The sequence below is a fragment of the Argonema antarcticum A004/B2 genome (assembly GCF_023333585.1).
In the GTDB taxonomy this organism is placed as follows: Bacteria; Cyanobacteriota; Cyanobacteriia; order Cyanobacteriales; family Aerosakkonemataceae; genus Argonema; species Argonema antarcticum.
The window spans coordinates 93,736-112,312 of the sequence record NZ_JAIQZN010000002.1 but is presented as its reverse complement, the minus strand read 5'-3'; the positions used below and the strand labels follow the sequence as shown (position 1 = coordinate 112,312).

Annotated in this window: 16 protein-coding genes and 1 pseudogene; 9 read left to right on the top strand and 8 right to left on the bottom strand. The window is 45.9% G+C overall.

What is annotated here, in order from left to right; translation table 11 throughout:
• Window positions 1–773: 773 nt before the first annotated feature.
• Both LAY57_RS01670 and LAY57_RS01665 read right to left on the bottom strand, forming a co-directional pair.
• Window positions 774–1,391, bottom strand: coding sequence for a Uma2 family endonuclease (locus LAY57_RS01670; protein WP_249064553.1), 618 nt, complete (start codon window positions 1,389–1,391; stop codon window positions 774–776).
• Window positions 1,392–1,620: 229 nt separating this feature from the next.
• Window positions 1,621–1,905, bottom strand: a complete 285-nt coding sequence (locus LAY57_RS01665) for a DUF427 domain-containing protein (protein WP_249064552.1) — start codon at window positions 1,903–1,905, stop codon at window positions 1,621–1,623.
• A gap of 79 nt (window positions 1,906–1,984) precedes the next feature.
• Here LAY57_RS01665 and recQ point away from each other — a divergent pair, with 79 nt between their 5' ends.
• Window positions 1,985–4,162 (top strand): DNA helicase RecQ, encoded by a 2,178-nt coding sequence (gene recQ, locus LAY57_RS01660; protein ID WP_249064551.1) that lies wholly within the window; start codon window positions 1,985–1,987, stop codon window positions 4,160–4,162.
• Here recQ and LAY57_RS01655 read toward each other — a convergent pair whose 3' ends face one another.
• Complete coding sequence (locus LAY57_RS01655; RefSeq protein WP_249064550.1) at window positions 4,163–4,570, bottom strand: hypothetical protein; 408 nt, start codon at window positions 4,568–4,570, stop codon at window positions 4,163–4,165.
• Window positions 4,570–5,136 (bottom strand): poly(ADP-ribose) polymerase family protein, encoded by a 567-nt coding sequence (locus LAY57_RS01650; RefSeq protein WP_249064549.1) that lies wholly within the window; start codon window positions 5,134–5,136, stop codon window positions 4,570–4,572. The genes LAY57_RS01655 and LAY57_RS01650 overlap by 1 nt, the downstream gene beginning before the upstream one ends.
• 194 nt (window positions 5,137–5,330) lie before the next feature.
• Here LAY57_RS01650 and LAY57_RS01645 point away from each other — a divergent pair, with 194 nt between their 5' ends.
• The 6 genes from LAY57_RS01645 (at window position 5,331) to LAY57_RS01620 (ending at window position 12,369) form a co-directional block, all read left to right on the top strand.
• Window positions 5,331–7,319 carry an AMP-dependent synthetase/ligase gene (locus LAY57_RS01645; RefSeq protein ID WP_249064548.1) on the top strand — a complete coding sequence of 663 codons (1,989 nt, stop codon included), beginning with the start codon at window positions 5,331–5,333 and terminating at the stop codon, window positions 7,317–7,319.
• 129 nt (window positions 7,320–7,448) lie between these two features.
• Window positions 7,449–7,898 (top strand): YlqD family protein, encoded by a 450-nt coding sequence (locus LAY57_RS01640; protein ID WP_249064547.1) that lies wholly within the window; start codon window positions 7,449–7,451, stop codon window positions 7,896–7,898.
• A 323-nt stretch (window positions 7,899–8,221) separates the two neighbouring features.
• The gene (locus tag LAY57_RS01635) at window positions 8,222–9,502 is read left to right on the top strand and encodes a dihydrolipoamide acetyltransferase family protein (RefSeq protein WP_249064546.1); all 1,281 of its coding nucleotides are present in this window, start codon (window positions 8,222–8,224) and stop codon (window positions 9,500–9,502) included.
• Window positions 9,503–9,618: 116 nt separating this feature from the next.
• Complete coding sequence (locus LAY57_RS01630; protein ID WP_249064545.1) at window positions 9,619–10,044, top strand: hypothetical protein; 426 nt, start codon at window positions 9,619–9,621, stop codon at window positions 10,042–10,044.
• The gene (locus LAY57_RS01625; RefSeq protein WP_249064544.1) at window positions 10,037–11,965 is read left to right on the top strand and encodes a caspase, EACC1-associated type; all 1,929 of its coding nucleotides are present in this window, start codon (window positions 10,037–10,039) and stop codon (window positions 11,963–11,965) included. The genes LAY57_RS01630 and LAY57_RS01625 overlap by 8 nt, the downstream gene beginning before the upstream one ends.
• A gap of 89 nt (window positions 11,966–12,054) precedes the next feature.
• Window positions 12,055–12,369, top strand: coding sequence for a DUF4351 domain-containing protein (locus tag LAY57_RS01620; RefSeq protein WP_249064543.1), 315 nt, complete (start codon window positions 12,055–12,057; stop codon window positions 12,367–12,369).
• Between the two features lie 87 nt (window positions 12,370–12,456).
• Here LAY57_RS01620 and LAY57_RS01615 read toward each other — a convergent pair whose 3' ends face one another.
• From LAY57_RS01615 to LAY57_RS01605, 3 genes are all read right to left on the bottom strand, one after another.
• Entirely contained in the window at window positions 12,457–13,128 is a 672-nt protein-coding gene (locus LAY57_RS01615) for an ABC transporter ATP-binding protein (RefSeq protein WP_249064542.1), read from the bottom strand.
• Window positions 13,129–13,393: 265 nt separating this feature from the next.
• The gene (locus LAY57_RS01610) at window positions 13,394–14,710 is read right to left on the bottom strand and encodes an ABC transporter permease (protein ID WP_249064541.1); all 1,317 of its coding nucleotides are present in this window, start codon (window positions 14,708–14,710) and stop codon (window positions 13,394–13,396) included.
• The gene (locus LAY57_RS01605) at window positions 14,707–16,545 is read right to left on the bottom strand and encodes an efflux RND transporter periplasmic adaptor subunit (RefSeq protein WP_249064540.1); all 1,839 of its coding nucleotides are present in this window, start codon (window positions 16,543–16,545) and stop codon (window positions 14,707–14,709) included. Before LAY57_RS01605 ends, LAY57_RS01610 begins: the two co-directional genes overlap by 4 nt.
• A gap of 180 nt (window positions 16,546–16,725) precedes the next feature.
• Between LAY57_RS01605 and LAY57_RS01600 the strand changes: the two genes are divergently transcribed.
• Complete coding sequence (locus tag LAY57_RS01600; protein ID WP_249064539.1) at window positions 16,726–16,932, top strand: hypothetical protein; 207 nt, start codon at window positions 16,726–16,728, stop codon at window positions 16,930–16,932.
• Between the two features lie 98 nt (window positions 16,933–17,030).
• On the opposite strand, the pseudogene LAY57_RS36385 reads toward LAY57_RS01600, so the two are convergent.
• Window positions 17,031–17,168 (bottom strand): annotated as a pseudogene (locus LAY57_RS36385) (IS607 family transposase); the annotation flags it as partial.
• Window positions 17,169–17,387: 219 nt separating this feature from the next.
• Between LAY57_RS36385 and LAY57_RS01590 the strand changes: the two are divergent.
• Complete coding sequence (locus tag LAY57_RS01590) at window positions 17,388–18,389, top strand: zinc-dependent alcohol dehydrogenase family protein (protein ID WP_249064537.1); 1,002 nt, start codon at window positions 17,388–17,390, stop codon at window positions 18,387–18,389.
• Window positions 18,390–18,577: the final 188 nt, after the last annotated feature.

Here is an 18,577-nt window from a genome sequence, read left to right as displayed (position 1 = left end):
CGGAGTAAAGCCAATATTCAGTTTGGTGAAAACTTGGGCAGCATCTTTGGTTTTACTGATATAGCAACCGCCAGGGCGATTAAGCCAACTCCAACTGTTACCTTTAGTCCATAATCCCTTACGGAGTAACCTTTTCCCTCTTCCCTCTTCCCTAGTCCCTAGCCCCTAGCCCCTAGTCCCTAGCTATATCTTGCACCTGCGCCCTGACCCGCCGGGGATTTAAAGATGCTGTTGCCAAAGTTGGTGGTCTCGCCCACACCCGCCCTGCACTCAAGTGCAGGGCTAATAGCTAAAGTCCACTAAAGTGGACTGTCAGATTAGTATTCAGTCCACTTGAGTGGACTTTCGCTATTAGCCAGCGATTTGAATCGCTGGCGGGCCCCAAGCGAAGTCAGTGGCTTTGTGTAGAATTAAAATCTCATCAATTTACCAACAACATCTTGAAATCCCAGGCTAATAGCTTAGTCCAAAAAGCGTGGACTAAGCATCTGACAAACATCTTAATTTCGGATTTTTTACCACAGATAAACACAGATAAAGTTAAATTCATCTGTGTTTATCTGTGGTTTTATAAGAAGGATAAGTAACAGTAGGGACAAGGCAAAAGAAAGATTTTGCACGAGATGAATAATGTTAATCATGCCGTGTCCCTACCAATGATTTCGATCGACAATGCGATCGCATCCATTAATTAACGGGAGTTAGGCAAAAAAAGAGGTCAAAAAAGGATATGATGCAGAGATAGCAATCATGGTTCAACTACTAATAATTATCTAGACACCCGCTTGAAAAATCAGGTTAGCAGTTAGGGTTAACTCTGGGAAAGTTGGCGATACTATCCGGTCGTCACCTCTGAACTGACTAACTTGGTATTCTCCATCTATCAGTTCGTGAATAAAGATAGTTGGTTGTTTGGGACTACCGATAAATCGTCTACCGCCCAAAGCCAAGTAATCAGCAATCCAATATTCTGGAATACCGATTTCCTCATAGTCTTTAACCTTAGTCAAATAATCAACACGCCAATTGGTGCTGACAACTTCAATCACCAAGGTGACTGATGCACCCTGAGTAACTGTAGATTCTTTCTTCCACAAAGGTTCGTTGACCAAATTGGGACGGTTCAGTAATAGAACGTCTGGTAAATAACCTGATTCGCTATCAGGTGGTTTGACCAATGCTTGATTAGGTATAAAGTAAGGCAGATTTAATCTTCTATATTCAAAGGCTAACTCCGTAGTTAAAAAACCTTTAACTTCTTCATGTCCTCCCAGTGGCTGTGACATCTCAATAATTATCCCATCATGCAGTTCATACCTTCCCTCTTCTGGTTTCCATTGGGCAAACTCCTCAAAGGTTACTAGCTTGCTTTTAGGTAAGGCTTGAACCATAATTTACCTACCTTGTTTAGTTTTCATCAGAGATCGGATCAGGCGTAAAGGCGTCCAGCGTGCCCTGAAATAACCAGGGATGGACGGGCGTCTCGCCCATCCCACCCACCCCTCCATATTCTTCTCTTCACCCCCCTCTCCGATCTCGGAGAGGGGGGTTGGGGGGGTGAGGTTCTTCTCTTCACCCCCCTCTCCGAGATCGGAGAGGGGGCTAGGGGGTGAGGTTTTCCTACACCTCCACCTTCACACCCTTCCAAAATGCCACATAACCCTCAATATTCTTAGCGGCGTCTTTAGGTTGCGGGTAGTACCAGGCCGCATCTTTGTTCAGTTGCCCATCAACTTCGATACTATAGTAACTGGCGACGCCCTTCCAGGGGCAAGTCGAGTGAGTATTGCTTTCCTTGAAATACTCCTTGTTAATTGCATCAGGCGGGAAGTATTGGTTTCCTTCCACAACTTGGCACTGATCGCTTTCGGCTAAAGTAGCACCATTCCAAACAGCTTTCGGCATAGGTTTCTTTACTGAACGACTTTCCAAGTACCATTATGAAGCTAAGGTGCAGGTATAATATCTGAAAATCCACTCCATCATGTCTCAGTTTCGCTCCCTGGAAAAAGCACTCAAACATTATTTTGGCTACGACAGTTTCCGCCCAGGACAGCAGCAGATAGTAGAAGAAGCCCTGCAAAACCGGGATTTGCTGATCGTCATGCCTACTGGCGGCGGCAAATCTTTGTGTTTTCAACTACCAGCACTGCTAAAATCCGGTTTGACGGTGGTGGTTTCGCCGCTGATTTCCCTAATGCAAGACCAAGTGGACGCGCTAAAAAATAATGGCATTGGGGCCACATTTCTCAATAGTAGCTTGAACAGTTACCAGGTGCGATCGCGCGAAGAAGCCATTCGCAACGGTCACACCAAACTCCTCTATGTTGCCCCAGAACGCTTGCTCAGCGAGAGATTTCTGCCATTTATAGACTTAGTAAAGCACCAAATTGGGATTGCTGGTTTTGCGATCGACGAAGCGCACTGCGTCTCCGAGTGGGGACACGACTTTCGTCCAGAATACCGCCAATTGCAGCTATTGCGCCAACGCTATCCCGACGTTCCCATTATGGCGCTAACTGCCACCGCCACCGATCGCGTCCGTCAAGACATCATCCAACAGCTTACACTGCGACAACCCAGCGTCCACATTGCCAGTTTCAATCGCCAAAATCTTTACTACGAAGTTCGTCCCAAACAGAAAAGTACCTACACAGAATTATTATCGCAAATTCGCAAGATCAAAGGTGCAGTAATTATATATTGTCTCAGTCGTCGCTCAGTTGACGAACTCGCCTTTAAGCTACAGAAAGATGACATTAAAGCTTTACCTTACCACGCCGGATTGAGTGACGAAGAACGCACCAGCAATCAAACTCGTTTCATTCGCGATGACGTACAAGTTATGGTAGCGACAGTTGCTTTTGGTATGGGTATCAATAAACCAGATGTGCGCTTAGTAGTTCACTACGACTTATCCCGCAATTTAGAAGGTTATTACCAAGAAGCAGGACGCGCCGGACGAGATGGAGAACCAGCTCGTTGTACAATATTCTTCAGTTATGGTGACATCAAGAAAATCGAGTGGGGGATTGACCAAAAAACAGACGAAAAAGAACAAAAAATTGCGCGTCAACAGTTGCGTCGCATGATTGACTACGCTCAAGGTACAGACTGTCGTCGGACAATGCAGTTAAGTTATTTCGGAGAGTTTTTTCCGGGTAATTGTGGTAATTGCGATAACTGTCGTCAACCTCAACCATTGGAAGACTGGACAACTGAAGCGATGAAGTTCCTTTCTTGCGTAGCTCGTTGTCATGAAAGATTTGGGATGATTTATATCATTGATGTGCTACGCGGTTCTCGAAATCAGAAGATTTTGCAGAATAAACATGATGAGCTTTCTACTTATGGAATTGGCAAAGATAAAACTGCGGATGAGTGGAAGATCTTGGCCCGATCGCTCTTACACCAAAGTTTATTAGATCAAACCACAGATGGATATGCTGTACTGAAACTCAATCCCCTCAGTTGGGAAGTAATGCGGCGTCAGCGTCCTGTTCATATTGTAGTTCCTGCTAGAAATATCCCTAGCCAGGACGAGAAAAATATGAAAAGAGCGGGGATGGAAATGCTGTTCGATCGCTTGCGCCAACTCCGCAAACAAATCGCTGACGAACAATCTGTCCCTCCTTATGTTGTATTTCAAGATTCTACGCTGAAAGTAATGGCTCAAGTGCAACCCCAAACACTAATAGAATTTGCACAACTTTCCGGAGTCTCCGATCAAAAGGTAGATAAATACGGTTCTCGTTTCGTTAAGGAAATTCAAGTTTACAGACAAGAACAAGGACTATCAACAAGTACTGGAGATTCCCAAAAAAAGATCAGAAATGCTGAGAAAACAGGTTCAGCACAGTACACGCAATTAATGAGTTTTGAGCTATTTGAACAAGGGTTAAATCTGGAAGAAATTGCTCAAAAACGTAATTTAAGAACCAGCACTATTATGAGTCATTTTGTTGAACTAATGGAAATGGGAAAACCTGTAGATTTGGACAGAATAGTTTTGCCAGAACGTCAAAAAATAATCTGGCAGGCCATACAAGAAATTGGCAGTGCTGATACGCTTAAACCAATCTACGAATATCTCAAAGAAAAGTTCACTTACGATGAAATTCGCTTCGTTCGGGCTAAGTGGCGACTAGAAAATAGAGGTTGATTAAGAAGCTTGCTTTTGGCGGTAAACTAGCGATAAATCTTCTTTTTGTAAAGTCTCTAATTCTTCCGATCGAAGAAATGTAACAACTGCTTGAACTGTATTATCTTCAATTGTGAAAACCAAATTGTTAGGTAATTCATTTTGGTATGTAGCAATCAGCTTTTTCAAAGCATTTTTTGTTTCGTTAATGGCTTGTTCTCTTACTTTTTCTGATTCTTGTGGCAAATCACTTATTTCTTTATTACCTTCTTGTCTGACCTCAGACTCTGTAAGTGGTTCTATACCTTGATAGGCATCAGGATCGGTGATTTCTGGACAGAACCTTTTGTAATCTTCAAGAAACTGCTCATCGGAGATTTCTGTAAAATACTTACGAAGAAAATCGCCAATTTCTTTAGGATCGAGCATTATTGTATTCCTCCTGGTGTTTCTATTAAACTAGACTCCTGAATAAGAGAGTTATCGATAACTGCTATCTGAATATGAGCGCGGTTAAAAATGGCAGAATTAGCAAAAATTCGCTCGCCTTCCATAAATACGCCTCGAATAGCAGGCATTCTTATTCCTCTTCTCTGGGAAAGTAATCCGACCATAAAATTGAAGAAATCACAGTCTAAACCATGAGCCTTTCTCTCAAGATTTTGTACAGGTAAAGGCTGCTGTGTTCGTTCGTATCGAGCTAAATACAACTGATACATTTCATCGATTAAGGAAAACCACTTAATATCAACTAAATCCATGCAGTTTTGATCTAAGTGGATTAAGGAACGTATCACCGCTGGGTCTGAATAACGCCTTTGGGCCCATTCCCATGCGCGTAAAGGCGCGTCTTGGAAGAAGTAAACGCCGTCTCCTAACCAATGATATCTACTAGACTTTATACTAAAACCTTCTCGCAGAATTAGCTCAGCTGCCTCTGCACTTGTGCCATGATATCCCCAAACTGTAATAATTGAACTTGTCGCATCAGTCATCTGCTGCCAGCAACCTCCTCGCACCCTATCTTATGGTAGCCAGATTCGGCGAATTCTAGATATAGCGATCGCATTAAAAAACATCCTCATCCCGAACAAGACAGCCAAAATCATTTCTGTCCCCCAGATATTCCAACTGCGCCATTGTAGAGATAGTGTGTAAACAAGATAAATTGACATTCAAATGTGAGACTATGTTGAAAGAACAGCCTGCCTCTCCCCACTCCTTGAAAATGACTGAACGAGAACGTGCCAACTTGAAACGAATGGCAGATTACTCCTCAGTGCAGTCCTTACCGGAAATTTGGCCTCTGGCAGTGCAACGATTTGAAAAAGTCGTCGCCCTCCACGACCCCCACGCCAAGCCAGAAGTAATGCTCACATACCCCCAACTCTACCAACAAATTCAGCAGTTTGCGGCTGGTTTGCAGGCGTTGGGACTCGAACCGGCGGCAGAACCGCCTCGCGTCGCGTTAATTGCCGACAACAGTCCTCGCTGGACGATCGCAGATCAGGGCATTATGATGGCAGGGGCAGCTGATGTGGTTCGCAGCGCCTCGGCAGAGCGAGAAGAATTACTGTATATTTTGGAGAATAGCGGCAGTACGGTTTTGGTGGTAGAAGATAACAAAACGCTCAAAAAAATACGCGAGCGCATTTACGACCTCCCCATCCAATTTGCCGTCTTGCTATCGGACGAACAACCAGAAACTTCATCAAACCTCAAAGTACTCAATTTCTCTCAGCTAATGGCAGCTGGTGTTTCCCAAAAATTAAAACCAGTCAGCCAAAACCTAGATAAACTCGCAACCCTACTCTACACATCTGGAACCACCGGCAAACCGAAAGGCGTAATGCTATCTCACGGTAACCTGCTACACCAAGTCACCACCTTGGGTTCAGTCATTCAACCGCAAACTGGTGAGACTGTGCTAAGCATACTCCCCACCTGGCACGCTTACGAACGCGCCGCCGAATACTTCCTCTTATCCCAAGGTTGCAGGCAGATTTACACCACCCTGCGCCACGTCAAATCAGACCTCAAGCAATACAAACCTCAGTATATGGTAGGAGTACCCCGACTTTGGGAATCAATTTATGAAGGCGTGCAAAAGCAGTTTCGCGAACAACCCGCCAACAAACAACGATTGATTAACACCCTGCTGGGTATCAGCCAAAAGTATATCGAGGCGCGGCGAATTGTCCGCAGTTTAACCTTACAACCCTACCCGCCATCCCCATCCCAAAAGCTAGCAGCGGCGATGCAAACCATTGCCCTTACCCCCCTCCACGCACTAGCAGAACGCCTGGTTTATCGACAAGTACGCGAAGCTACAGGCGGAAAACTGAAGTACGTCCTCAGCGGTGGCGGTTCTTTGGCAATGCACTTAGACAACTTTTTTGAAATTGTCGGCATAGAAGTGCTGGTAGGCTTTGGTTTAACAGAAACATCCCCCGTTACCCACGCCCGTCGCCCTTGGCATAATCTGCGCGGTTCGGCGGGACAGGCAATTCCGGGTACGGAATGCAAGATTGTTGACCCAGAAACCCGCGAAACCCTACCTGTGGGTCAGCGTGGCTTAGTGCTGGTGCGGGGGCCACAAGTAATGCGAGGATATTATCAAAATCCTACGGCAACTGCGAAGGCGATCGATCCTGAAGGTTGGTTTGATACCGGCGATTTGGGTTGGTTGACAGCGGGGAACGATTTGGTGCTGACCGGACGCGCTAAGGATACGATCGTATTAACCAATGGGGAAAATATCGAACCGCAGCCTCTAGAAGATGCCTGCTTGCGTAGTCCTTATATCGATCAGATTATGCTAGTAGGGCAAGATGCGCGATCGATCGGTGCCTTGATTGTTCCCAACACAGAAGCCCTCAAGACATGGGCATCATCCCAAAACCTGCGACTGTCCCTACCGGAGGAAACCATATCCCTCGATTCCTCGTCCACCCAAGAAATTAACCTGGATAGTAAAATTGTCCAGGACTTATTCCGGCAAGAACTAACTCGCGAAGTCCAAAACCGTCCCGGTTACCGCCCCGATGACCGCATCGGCCCTTTCAAGTTGATTCTAGAGCCATTTTCCATTGAAAACGGCATGATGACTCAAACCCTGAAAATTAAGCGACCCGTCGTAATGGAACGCTATCGCGATATGATCGACGGGATGTACTAAAAACAGTCAGTCCATTCAGTACTGAGTGTTGAGTGCTGAGTGCGGAGAAAAAAAATTACTCACCACTCAGCACTACTGAAGGCACTCACAGAAACCCCCCCCTAGAAAGAGATTCAAAGTTAAATGGTTATGGATGTCTCTACAAACCACCTTTTGCTAAAGCGCCCGGTTACAGTCAAAGCGATCGTTACGCCCCGCTGGAAAGATGAGGCGCAGCAACAACTGCAAACCCAACTCAATCAAACAGACCAGCAATTGCAACAGCTAGAAATTCAAGGACAGCGGGCAATAACAGAAATTCAAAAACAAAGCCTGCAACCCCCCGGCCCGCAGGTAATGCAACAAATTGAAAACATTCAAATGCAGGTGAATCAAAGGAAAAGCGAACTGCTAGAACAGAAAAATCAAGCCCTGCAACAACTGCAACAAATCCAACTCCTCGAACTCAACCAAGAAGTCAGTCAAGGCCAAATTGAAAGCATTTTCCGCATTGAGCCAGGAGACAACTTAGTTGAGAAAATGCAAGTAGAAATACTGCTGCGAGATGGGATCGTAGAAGAAATTCGCGGCGATATTTAGCCAAAGAAGTCATGAGTCATATCATGTTTGGTTGCATCGCATCGATTCTCTAAAAAATTTCCGTTCTTATCTGTGTTCATCTGTGTTTATCTGTCTTCATCTGTGGTAAAAATTTAACCACAGATGAAGATAGAGAATTTAAAGATATCACTTTTAAACTAACGATACTACCGGACATGATATCATCGAAAAATTTCATATTCTAGATTGCAGATTTCAAATTTATTTTTAATTAATAATTTTCCCTTATAAATCTGAAATTTCCCAATGACTAATACCAAAATCTGTTATTCTAAGAAATTGTCGATTCGGAACATCACGCCATGATCCACGAAGTTTTCATGCCCGCACTCAGCTCTACAATGACCGAAGGCAAAATTGTTTCCTGGGTTAAATCTCCTGGGGACAAGGTTGAAAAAGGCGAAACGGTGGTCGTGGTCGAGTCCGACAAGGCAGATATGGATGTAGAAACCTTCTACGAGGGCTATCTAGCTACGATCGTCATCCAAGCTGGTGAAGTAGCCCCCGTTGGTGCCGCCATTGCCCTAGTAGCAGAAACGGAAGCAGAAATTGAGACGGCGAAGCAACAAGCAGCCAGCAAAAAAGCCCCATCTGCGGCAACTGCCCCAGCCAAAGTAGCCCCAGCCGAGACGGCCCAGCCCGTTACAGCGGCGGCAGGTTCTGCTAATGGCGACAACGGACGGCAGATCGTCTCTCCCCGCGCCAAAAAGTTGGCAAAAGAATTAAAAGTAGATTTGAATAGCCTCAAAGGCAGCGGCCCTCACGGACGCATTGTAGCAGAGGATGTGGAAGCCGCATCTGGTAAGGCTACAGCACCCGCAGCAGCACCAGTAATAACCCCCGTTGCCGCACCGTCACCCGCCCCAGCTGCCAAACCCGCCCCAGCCCCAGCCCCAGCCCCAGTTGTCCCCGGTCAAGTAGTCCCTTTAACTACCCTGCAAAATGCGGTAGTGCGGAATATGGTGGCGAGTCTGCAAGTACCTATCTACCATGTCGGCTACACTATCACCACAGACAATCTCGACAAACTGTATAAGCAGATCAAGTCCAAAGGCGTCACGATGACGGCGTTGCTAGCTAAAGCAGTTGCAGTAACATTGGAAAAACATCCGCTACTGAATGCGGGATATACCGAACAAGGAATTCAATATCGCAGTGCGATTAATATTTCTGTAGCAGTGGCGATGGATGACGGCGGACTGATTACTCCAGTATTGCAAAATGCCGACAAGGTAGATATCTACTTGCTTTCTCGCACCTGGAAAGATTTGGTCGATCGGGCCAGAAGTAAGCAATTGCAACCGCAGGAGTATAATTCAGGGACATTTACCCTGTCGAATTTGGGAATGTTTGGCGTAGACCGATTTGATGCTATCTTACCACCCGGACAAGGTTCGATTCTTGCGATCGGCGCATCCCGTCCACAAGTTGTCGCAACAGCAGATGGAATGTTGGGAGTGAAGCAGCAAATGCAGGTAAATATTACTTGCGATCATCGTATTATTTACGGTGCCCATGCAGCAGCTTTCTTGAAAGATTTGGCGAAGTTGATTGAAACAAATCCGCAATCTTTGACGATGTAAGATTGCCCCCTAACCCCCCAACTTTGGGGGGAAATATACATTTTATCGCCTCATCCATTACAGATGTAGAGTCAATTTATGAATTGACTCTACATCTGTAGGTAAGGTAAAAGCTCATGCTATCTTGGATTGGTATCCGCCAAAGGATAAATATGACAGATATACTTGAAATTACCTTCGGTTTAGCTGACGCAGAATTAGAAGATGATGAGCGCCTGAAATTTGCTAAAAAGCTATTGCCTGAGTTGCGTCAACTTGATGAAGTCCAGAAGGCTGACCGTACAGAAGACTTGGACACTGAAACTGGCGCTAAAGGATTTTCTACTCTAGCCGGATTTCTGACGGCTGAGGTCAGCATAGCTAATATTAAGACTTTTCTGGGGTGGATGGGCGATCGCCTCCAAGATAAACCCATCAAAGGAAAGGTCAAGATAGGCGATAGCGAAGTTGAGTTTGAAGTCAAAAGCCGTCAAGAACTAGCAGAACTCGAACAAACAACCCTAAAACTGATTGAGGCTTTGCGTAGAGGGCCAAATGCCTAGAAAGGTAGCGCTACTCATTGGTGTGAGCGAGTACGGCGAGGGTATTCCCCCTCTGTCAGCTCCCCCCAACGACGTTGCGGCGATGAAACGGGTACTGGAAAATCATCAGATGGGACAATTTGATGAGGTTGAGACTTTAATCGACCCAGAGCTAGTCCAGATGACAAAAGCAATTCAAAAACTCTTTAAAAGTTGTGGCAAAGATGATTTAGTATTGCTTTTTTTCTCTGGACATGGCATCACTGATGATGACAACAAACTTTATTTAGCAACTCGATTAACTGCAAAGGATGACTTTGAGGCAACAGCCGTACCAGCCAGTTTTGTGCAGCAACAATCAAAGAATAGCTACGCCAAGCGCCAAGCAATCATCCTAGACTGTTGTTACAGCGGTGCTTTTGCAGAAGGGTGGCAAACAAAAAGTGTGGGAATTGACTTCAAAAAAGAACTGGGTGCAGAGGGTAGAGTTGTTCTGACTTCTTCAACAGCAACTCAACCTTCTTATCAGCAAGAGGATTTATCGCTGTCTCTTTATACTCAGTATCTAGTAGAAGGAATTGAAACTGGTGCTGCGGATAAAGATGGCAATGGCAAGATTTACGCTCAGGAGCTTCACGAATATGCTAAAACGAAAGTACGAGAAGTGAAGCCTAAAATGGAACCTGGAATTATTCTGGATAAAGAAGGTTTTAACATTCTGCTAAGTTTGGCTCCAGTTAATAATCCAGAATTAAAGTTTCGGCAAGAGGTTGAGAAATACGCTGGACGGGGGGAGATTTCTAAACGCGCAGGCGAAATTTTGAAGGTTAAACAGAGAGAATTCAGACTTTCTGATGAGAAAGCAGAAGAAATTATTCATAGTGTGCTAGAGCCTTTTCATCAACGCTTAGTTAATTTAAATCGTTATAAAGACGAGTATCGAAAGGAAGTTCAGCGTCAGTATCCTTTAGATGAAGCGACTGCTAATGAGTTAAAGGATTGGCAGTTGTTTGTCTTGGGTTTCCGAGATGAAGATGTGGTGGATATTCAGCAACAGGTTATCGCTGAGATAGTAAACAAAGATGAAAATGATGAAATAGATTTGTTTGAATTTGAAGTGGTGAAAGTCAACATTAAAGGCGAAATAGAGAAAAAGAAAAAGCAGAGAGTTAGATACTTCACTGAAGACTTAGGTAATGATGTCAAGCTGGATATGGTTTGCATCCCTGGTGGTACATTTACAATGGGTTCACCGGAAACTGAAAAAGAAAGTCTGGACAGTGAAAGACCACAACATCAGGTTACCATAAAACCATTCTTCATGGGGAAAAATACAGTAACTCAAGCCCAGTGGAAAGTTGTTGCTAATCTACCAAAAGTTAATCTCGATCTTAACTCAGATCCATCTAGATTTAAAGGTGCAAATAGACCTGTAGAGTGTGTTTCGTGGTATGATGCAGTTGAATTTTGCGCCAGACTTTCCCGCCACACTGGCAAAACCTACCGCCTACCCAGCGAATCAGAATGGGAATACGCCTGTCGCGCCGGAACAACAACCCCTTTTTCCTTTGGTGAAACAATTACTTCCGAATTAGCTAATTATAATGGTAATTATACTTACGGTTCGGGGCCAAAAGGGAAAGATCGTCAGGAAACTACCCCAGTAGGTAGTTTTCCTCCCAATACTTTTGGAATTTACGATATGCACGGTAACGTATGGGAATGGTGTGCTGACCATTGGCACGATAATTATCAAGCAGCACCTAGCGATGAAACTATATGGCTAACTAGAGATGAAAGGTCTGCCCGGCTGCTGCGCGGTGGTTCGTGGCTCAACGATCCGGTGAATTGCCGTTCGGCTTTTCGCGTCAGGTTCGTTGCGGGCGGCAGGGGCAACTACATCGGTTTTCGGGTTGTTTGTCTTGTTGCGTGGACTCTGTAGCCCTTTATACTCTTGTCCTCTTGCCCTTTTCTCTCTTTTCTTTTTCCTCTCTTTGCCCCTCGCCGTAGGCGATCAATTTTTTTTTCAAAATGAGCGAACTACCGATTATCCAAAAAACCTACGATCTGATCAAATGGTACGTACCAATTTTGAGGGCTGATATTATGCGAAATTCTGTTATTTACCAAGAAATTCTCCAAGAAGGGAAAGAGGAAGGGAAAAAAGAGGAAGCGATTTTATTTATTACACGCCTATTAACGTGGCGATTTGGGGAAATTGATTCTACATTTCAAGAACGAATCCGCAGTTTATCGCTCGAAAAATTAGAAAATTTGGGAGTGGAACTCTTAGATTTTTCCGAAGTGGCAGATTTAGAGGCGTGGTTGGGATATCCGCGAGCGTAAATATTTTTTTAGGATATCATAATCTTGTCCGAATTTCCCCCCTCTCCGTTAACGGGGAGGGGGTTAGGGGGTGGGGTTCTAAATATATTAATCAACTACCAAACCATCTTTGACGTGAATTATGCGCTGAGTTTGGGCTGCAATATCGGGTTCGTGGGTAACAATAACGATCGTAATCCCTTGACGATTTAGGTCGCCAAGTAACTCCATCACCTCCTCAGAAGTTTGGGTATCTAGCGCTCCTGTCGGTTCATCTGCTAGAACAAGAGCAGGACGATTGACGAGGGCGCGTGCGATCGCAACTCGTTGCTGCTGTCCCCCAGACAACTGAGAAGGACGGTTAGATAGCCGCTGCGCCAAACCCACGCGAGTCAACGCTTCCTCAGCTCTACGACGACGTTGCGGCTTAGAAATGCCAGCATATACCATCGGTAACATCACATTTTCCAACGCCGTAGCGCGGGGCAGCAAATTGAACTGTTGAAACACAAAACCAATCTGCTGATTGCGGATATACGCCAACTCATCATTTGTCATAGTAGTCAAGTTTCTACCATCCAAAAAATAATATCCTCCCGTCGGACGATCCAGACAACCCAAAATATTCATCAGCGTAGACTTACCAGATCCCGACATTCCCATAATCGCCACATACTCGCCCTCTTCAATATTGAGGTCAATACCCTTAAGTACAGGCACCTCCATTTCGCCGAGGCGATAGCTTTTAGTAATACCTTCCATCCAGATCGTAGTTGCCATAATTTTTGGATCTTCCGTACTTACTATACTATTTGAGCAGAGGAGCAGAGGGGCAGAGGAGCAGAGGAGAAAAGAAATAAAAATGTTCTTAAGTAAACAAAAGCATAGCAACTCCGAAAGAGCCTGTTCTTATTCTTATCTGCGTTCATCTGCGTTCATCTGTCTTCATCTGCGGTAAAAATTTAACCAACGAGGGAAAAAAAAGCCATGTTCCCCTCAAACTTCTGGGAGAAACCCGGTTTCTGGGAGTTCAGTTTATTTAAGCCTAATCACTCCGTAACGCCGCGATCGGATCGAGCTGTGCCGCATTCCGAGCCGGAATAACCCCTGCAACCAGCCCCACACCCAAAGCGAGGCCAATTCCGGCGAACACCGACCAGAGGGAGACGACAAAGGGAAAACTAAACGCCTTAGAGGCAGAAAAAGCAAGACCAACACCGATCGCAACACCGATCGCACCCCCCAGCAGAGACACCAAAATCGCTTCCGCCAGAAATTGACTCAAAACAGCGCTATTGGTAGCTCCAAGGGCTTTGCGGATACCGATTTCGCGGGTTCGTTCTACAACAGAAACCAACATAATATTAGCAATCCCAATACCTCCAACAACTAGAGAAATTCCGGCGATCGCACTTATCAAAACAGTAAACAATCCCACCACATTGCTGAAAGTATTAATAATATCAATCTGATTGCTGATCCGAAAATCATCCGGCGCAGGCGGGTAAATATTGTGGCGAATTCGCAACAAGTTCGTCACCTGAAACTGTGCCGCTTCCAGTTGCGCCTGGTCTTGTGATTTCAACCAAAATCCGCTAATTGCCGTACCATTAAGAGCGTTATTCCCGACAATTCGAGAAGACATATTCGTCAGAGGAATGTAGACGCGATCGTCCTGATCCTGTCCTCCAACCGAGCCTTTAGACTCCATCACCCCAACCACCCTATAGCGTCCGCTCTGAATCCGAATACTGACACCAACCGCAGGCTCTCCCGAAGCAAACAAATCGCTTTTTACTTTGCTACCCAAAACAACAACAGGTTCTGCATTATCCATATCATCCTGGGTGAAAAACTGCCCTGACTGCGGCTGTATTTCCTTCACATCGGGATAGCTCAAGTCAACTCCTAGAATAGTGGTAGAGACATTGCGATCGCCATATACAACCTGTACATTTCTCTGCAAATAAGCAGTCACCGCTTGGGCCGCAGGCACTTGTTTTGCGATCGCTTGGGCATCTTCCCAAGTCAGCGTACTTGCCGAACCAAATCCTTGACTGATACCGCCTGTACGCGCTGCCCCTGTCAGTACCAGCATCACATTCGTTCCCAATGCCTGAATCTGTTGTTCTGTTGCCTTTTGCACTCCCTGTCCAACCGATGTCACCGCAATCACCGAAGCAATACCGATGATCACCCCCAGCATTGTCAAGCTCGTGCGTAAGCGATTGCTCCATAGCGCTTCCACCGCCATTGTCAGCACTTCCAGCAGGGAAACCTTCCTGGGACGAATTTGAGTCGATTTCCCTCTGCCCCTCTGCTCCTGGGCCCCTCTGCTCCTCTGTTCCTCTATCTTCATCATCCCCCTCCTCTTCTTCTGCCGCCACCGCCACCGCCGCCGCCAGGCCCTTGAGGCCCCATACCTGGGATTAACGAGGGCGTTCTAGAAGCTGGGCGTTCTCCTGTCGGAAAACTAATCGTAACTTTGTCCCCTTCTTCTACCCCAGAAACAACGACCGTCTTTCCGTCCACCGTTATACCTGTCGTAATCGGTGTAAATCTGGGTCTGCGATTCTCTCCTTGACCTACCAAATAGACGCCCGTTCCCTGTTCTTGGCGCACGATCGCTATAGTTGGAACAACCAGCGCATTTTCCAGAGTACCCACATTAAACGTCACGTTCACGTTCATACCCACCTGCAAGAGATTTTTGGGATCGTCCAGAGACATCTTGACCTCAAAATTGGTCACGTTCTGCTCTACAGTGGACTGGGTTGCAACTTGCACGACCTTTCCCTGAAAGGACTGACCTGGATAGGCATCAGCTTCGATCGTAACGCTCAATCCGACTTTGATTTTTGGGATACTCGTTTCAGCAACTTTGGCAACAATTTGGTTAGTCGAGGCTAGCGCCAGAATAGAAGATGAAGTAGCGGAGGAAACCGAACTGCCAGATGTAGTCGGCGTGACGAAGGAACCGGGATCGGCAAATTTGCGGGTTACAATGCCGCTAAAAGGAGCGCGAATCACAGTATCGTTAAGCTGCGCCTGGACAGTTTGCATTGCCCCCTCAGCAGTCATCACTTGAGCGCGTGCCTGTGCTATCTCTTCGGGACGGGCACCTAAGCGCTGTAATTCCAATGCCTGTTTTGCTTGTTCGACTTGAGCGCGTGCCTGTGTAATCTCTTCTGGACGGGTGCCTGACTGCTGCAAGTTTAGCGCCTGTTTTGCTTGTTCGACTTGAGCGCGTGCCTGTGCAATTTCTTCTGGACGGGTGCCTGACTGCTGCAAGTTTAGCGCCTGCTTTGCCTGTTCGACTTGTGCTTTGGCAGTATCGTAGGATGTGCGCGAGCTGTCTACTTCGCGCCGAGAGATTGCACCCGCCCTATAAAGCTGCTGATTCTGATTGAAGATGAGTTCCGTCTGTCGCAAATTCGCTTGTGCGGATACTAATTGTGCTTGCGCTTGGGCGATTTCCTGGGGGCGATTGCCTGCTAATAGTTTGTTAAGATTCGCTTGTGCGGATACTAATTGTGCTTGTGCCTGGGCGATTTCTTGAGGGCGATTGCCTGTGAGCAGTTTGTTAAGATTTGCTTGTGCGGATACTAATTGTGCTTGCGCTTGGGCGATTTCTTGAGGACGATTGCCTGTTAGCAGTTTGTTAAGATTTGCTTGTGCCGATGCTAGTTGTGCTTGTGCCTGGGCGATTTCCTGGGGACGATTGCCTGCTAGCAGTTTGTCAAGATTTGCCTGCGCCGATGCTAGTTGTGCCTTTGCTTGAGTCAGTTGCCCCTGGGAATTGGAGTTATCCATGTAGGCGAGAATTTGGCCTGTATTGACGCGATCGCCCTCTTTGACCAACAATTCTTTTAGTACCCCAGAGTTCTTCGGACTGACATTGACCGATCGCTCTGGTTGCACCGTACCATTGGCAGAAATCGAGATAGGCAAATTGGCACGTTCTACATTTACCGTTTGAATTCGGCGTCTCGCTTCCTGGCGCTGAGCTGTTGTCACCTGAGTATATGCAAGATAGCCTCCACCAGCTAGCAAACCAAGAACCAGAAGCCCTAGTAACCATTTCGGCAGCTTGAGTTTGAACTTAGGGGGATCTTTTTTAAGTTCAACTCCGTCTTTGCCTACGGAATTATCATCTAACCTCACAGGTGGCACAAGCCTAGATTGAAGCCTTCCCATTCTCTCATTCGTCCTCAGTCAAACACTATTATTTTTAGACCGTGACATTTGGCGCACGGTTCAAACTGCGATGATTTTTTTACCCCCTTAAAATTATCTGCAATTTTAAGCAACTTTCCCGATCTGCGATCGTATTCGTTGCATTTAACAACTGGTAGTTGCTCTGAATAGGGGGTTTTGATGATCGCGAAAGATAAAAACTGCACTCAAGAGTGCAATCAAGCTCAATGTCCATTTGTCAACGACCCCTGCAACCCCCGCCGATATGTCTGCCTGAAATGCGGTTTTGAGCGCCATCTTGACCAGAAAGATCATTACGATGACGATTGGACTCCCTTCCTGCTGATCGTCATCAGCGTTGCTTTTATCGTCATTTTGATGCAGTAACACGCCAAAGTAACAACTAAGGGGAGTAGATACTTACTCCTGAAAAATCATCAAGATTCAAGCAAATCAGAACAACTGTCAAATCCATACTACTGGGAACTGGAACAGTGAACAATTGTTAACGAATTTTCAACCATTTCTTGCTCTGGCGATAAACTCTGCTGGTTAGCCGCTACAATTTGACATCCATTTTCTGTCCCATAGTGGTTGAAGTAGTTAAAACCGAATCGCGCTAGTGCAGGATGGCGGAAATAACTCACCACTAAAAATTGCCCATGATTGCGCTGGAAATCTTGATTTTTACCACTGACAACTGACAACTGACCACTTGCACTAGTCTATCTTTGTGAGCAATCACCAGTTGGGAGATTTCACTGGTGCAATTTTACTCATGAGACCTACTTGCGATAGAGTTTCAAATACAAGGCTCTAGCTTTAACTGTGAGGAGGATATCGTGAAAGCAGTCTTAATGACAGCAGCCGGAGATCCCGAAGTCCTGCAAGTGCAACAAATCGAAAACCCAGCCGTTCCGGGAGACACGGAACTTTTGGTACGATTGCGGGCAGCAGGCGTCAACCCTATTGACATCAAACTGCGGCAGCGGGGCACTTTCTACCCAGATAAAATGCCCGCTATCTTAGGATGCGATGGTGCTGGTGTCGTCGAAGCAGTCGGTGCTGCGGTCAAACGCTTTCGTGTCGGCGACGAAGTATATTTTTGCTATGGTGGATTGGGCGATCGCTACGGCAACTATGCTGAGTATACTGTTGTAGAAGAGCGGTATGTCGCCCCTAAACCCGCTTCCCTCTCTTTTGCCGAAGCAGCAGCAGCCCCCCTAGTTTTAATTACAGCTTGGGAAGCATTATACGATCGCGGCGGTTTGGAAGCTGGACGAAAAGTTTTAATCCACGCCGGTGCTGGTGGCGTCGGTCATGTGGCGATACAATTGGCCAAACTGCAAGGTGCCCAAATTTGCACTACTGTTGGTTCCGAGTCAAAAGCCGAATTCGTTCGCAAGCTCGGTGCAGATAAAGTAATTCTCTACAAGCAAACCGATTTTGTCGAAGCCACATTAGACTGGACTCAAGGAGAAGGAGTAGACCTCGCCTTAGACACAGTAGGCGGCGAAACTTTTTACAAAACTGTTCCAACCGTACAGGTTTACGGCGATCTCATCACAATTTTAGACCCAGATCCAGCCCTGGGTAATTTTAAGACAGCTAGATTGCGAAATCTCAGAATTAGCCTGGAACTGATGCTGACGCCGATGTTGCAAGGGCTCGTTGAAGCACAAACACATCAAGGCAAGATTCTAGAAGAATGTTCGCGTTTGATCGATCGAGGTAACCTTAAAATTCACCTCGGCAAAACCTTTCCCTTAGAAGCAGCAGCCGACGCCCACCGCTTACTGGAAACAGGCTCGATCCCAGGTAAAATCTCCCTCCTGATCGACTAGACCGCTACGCGGAAGTCACTCATTCAAAAGTCAAAAGTCAAAAATACTTTGAGTGTCAGGCATTTATAGCAGTAGTCAAGGAAGAAGGACATCCTAAAACACCAGAACCAATTCACAGCAAGCATTTGACTTTTGACTTTTGACTTTTGACTTTTGACTTTTGACTTTTGACTTTTGACTTTTGACTT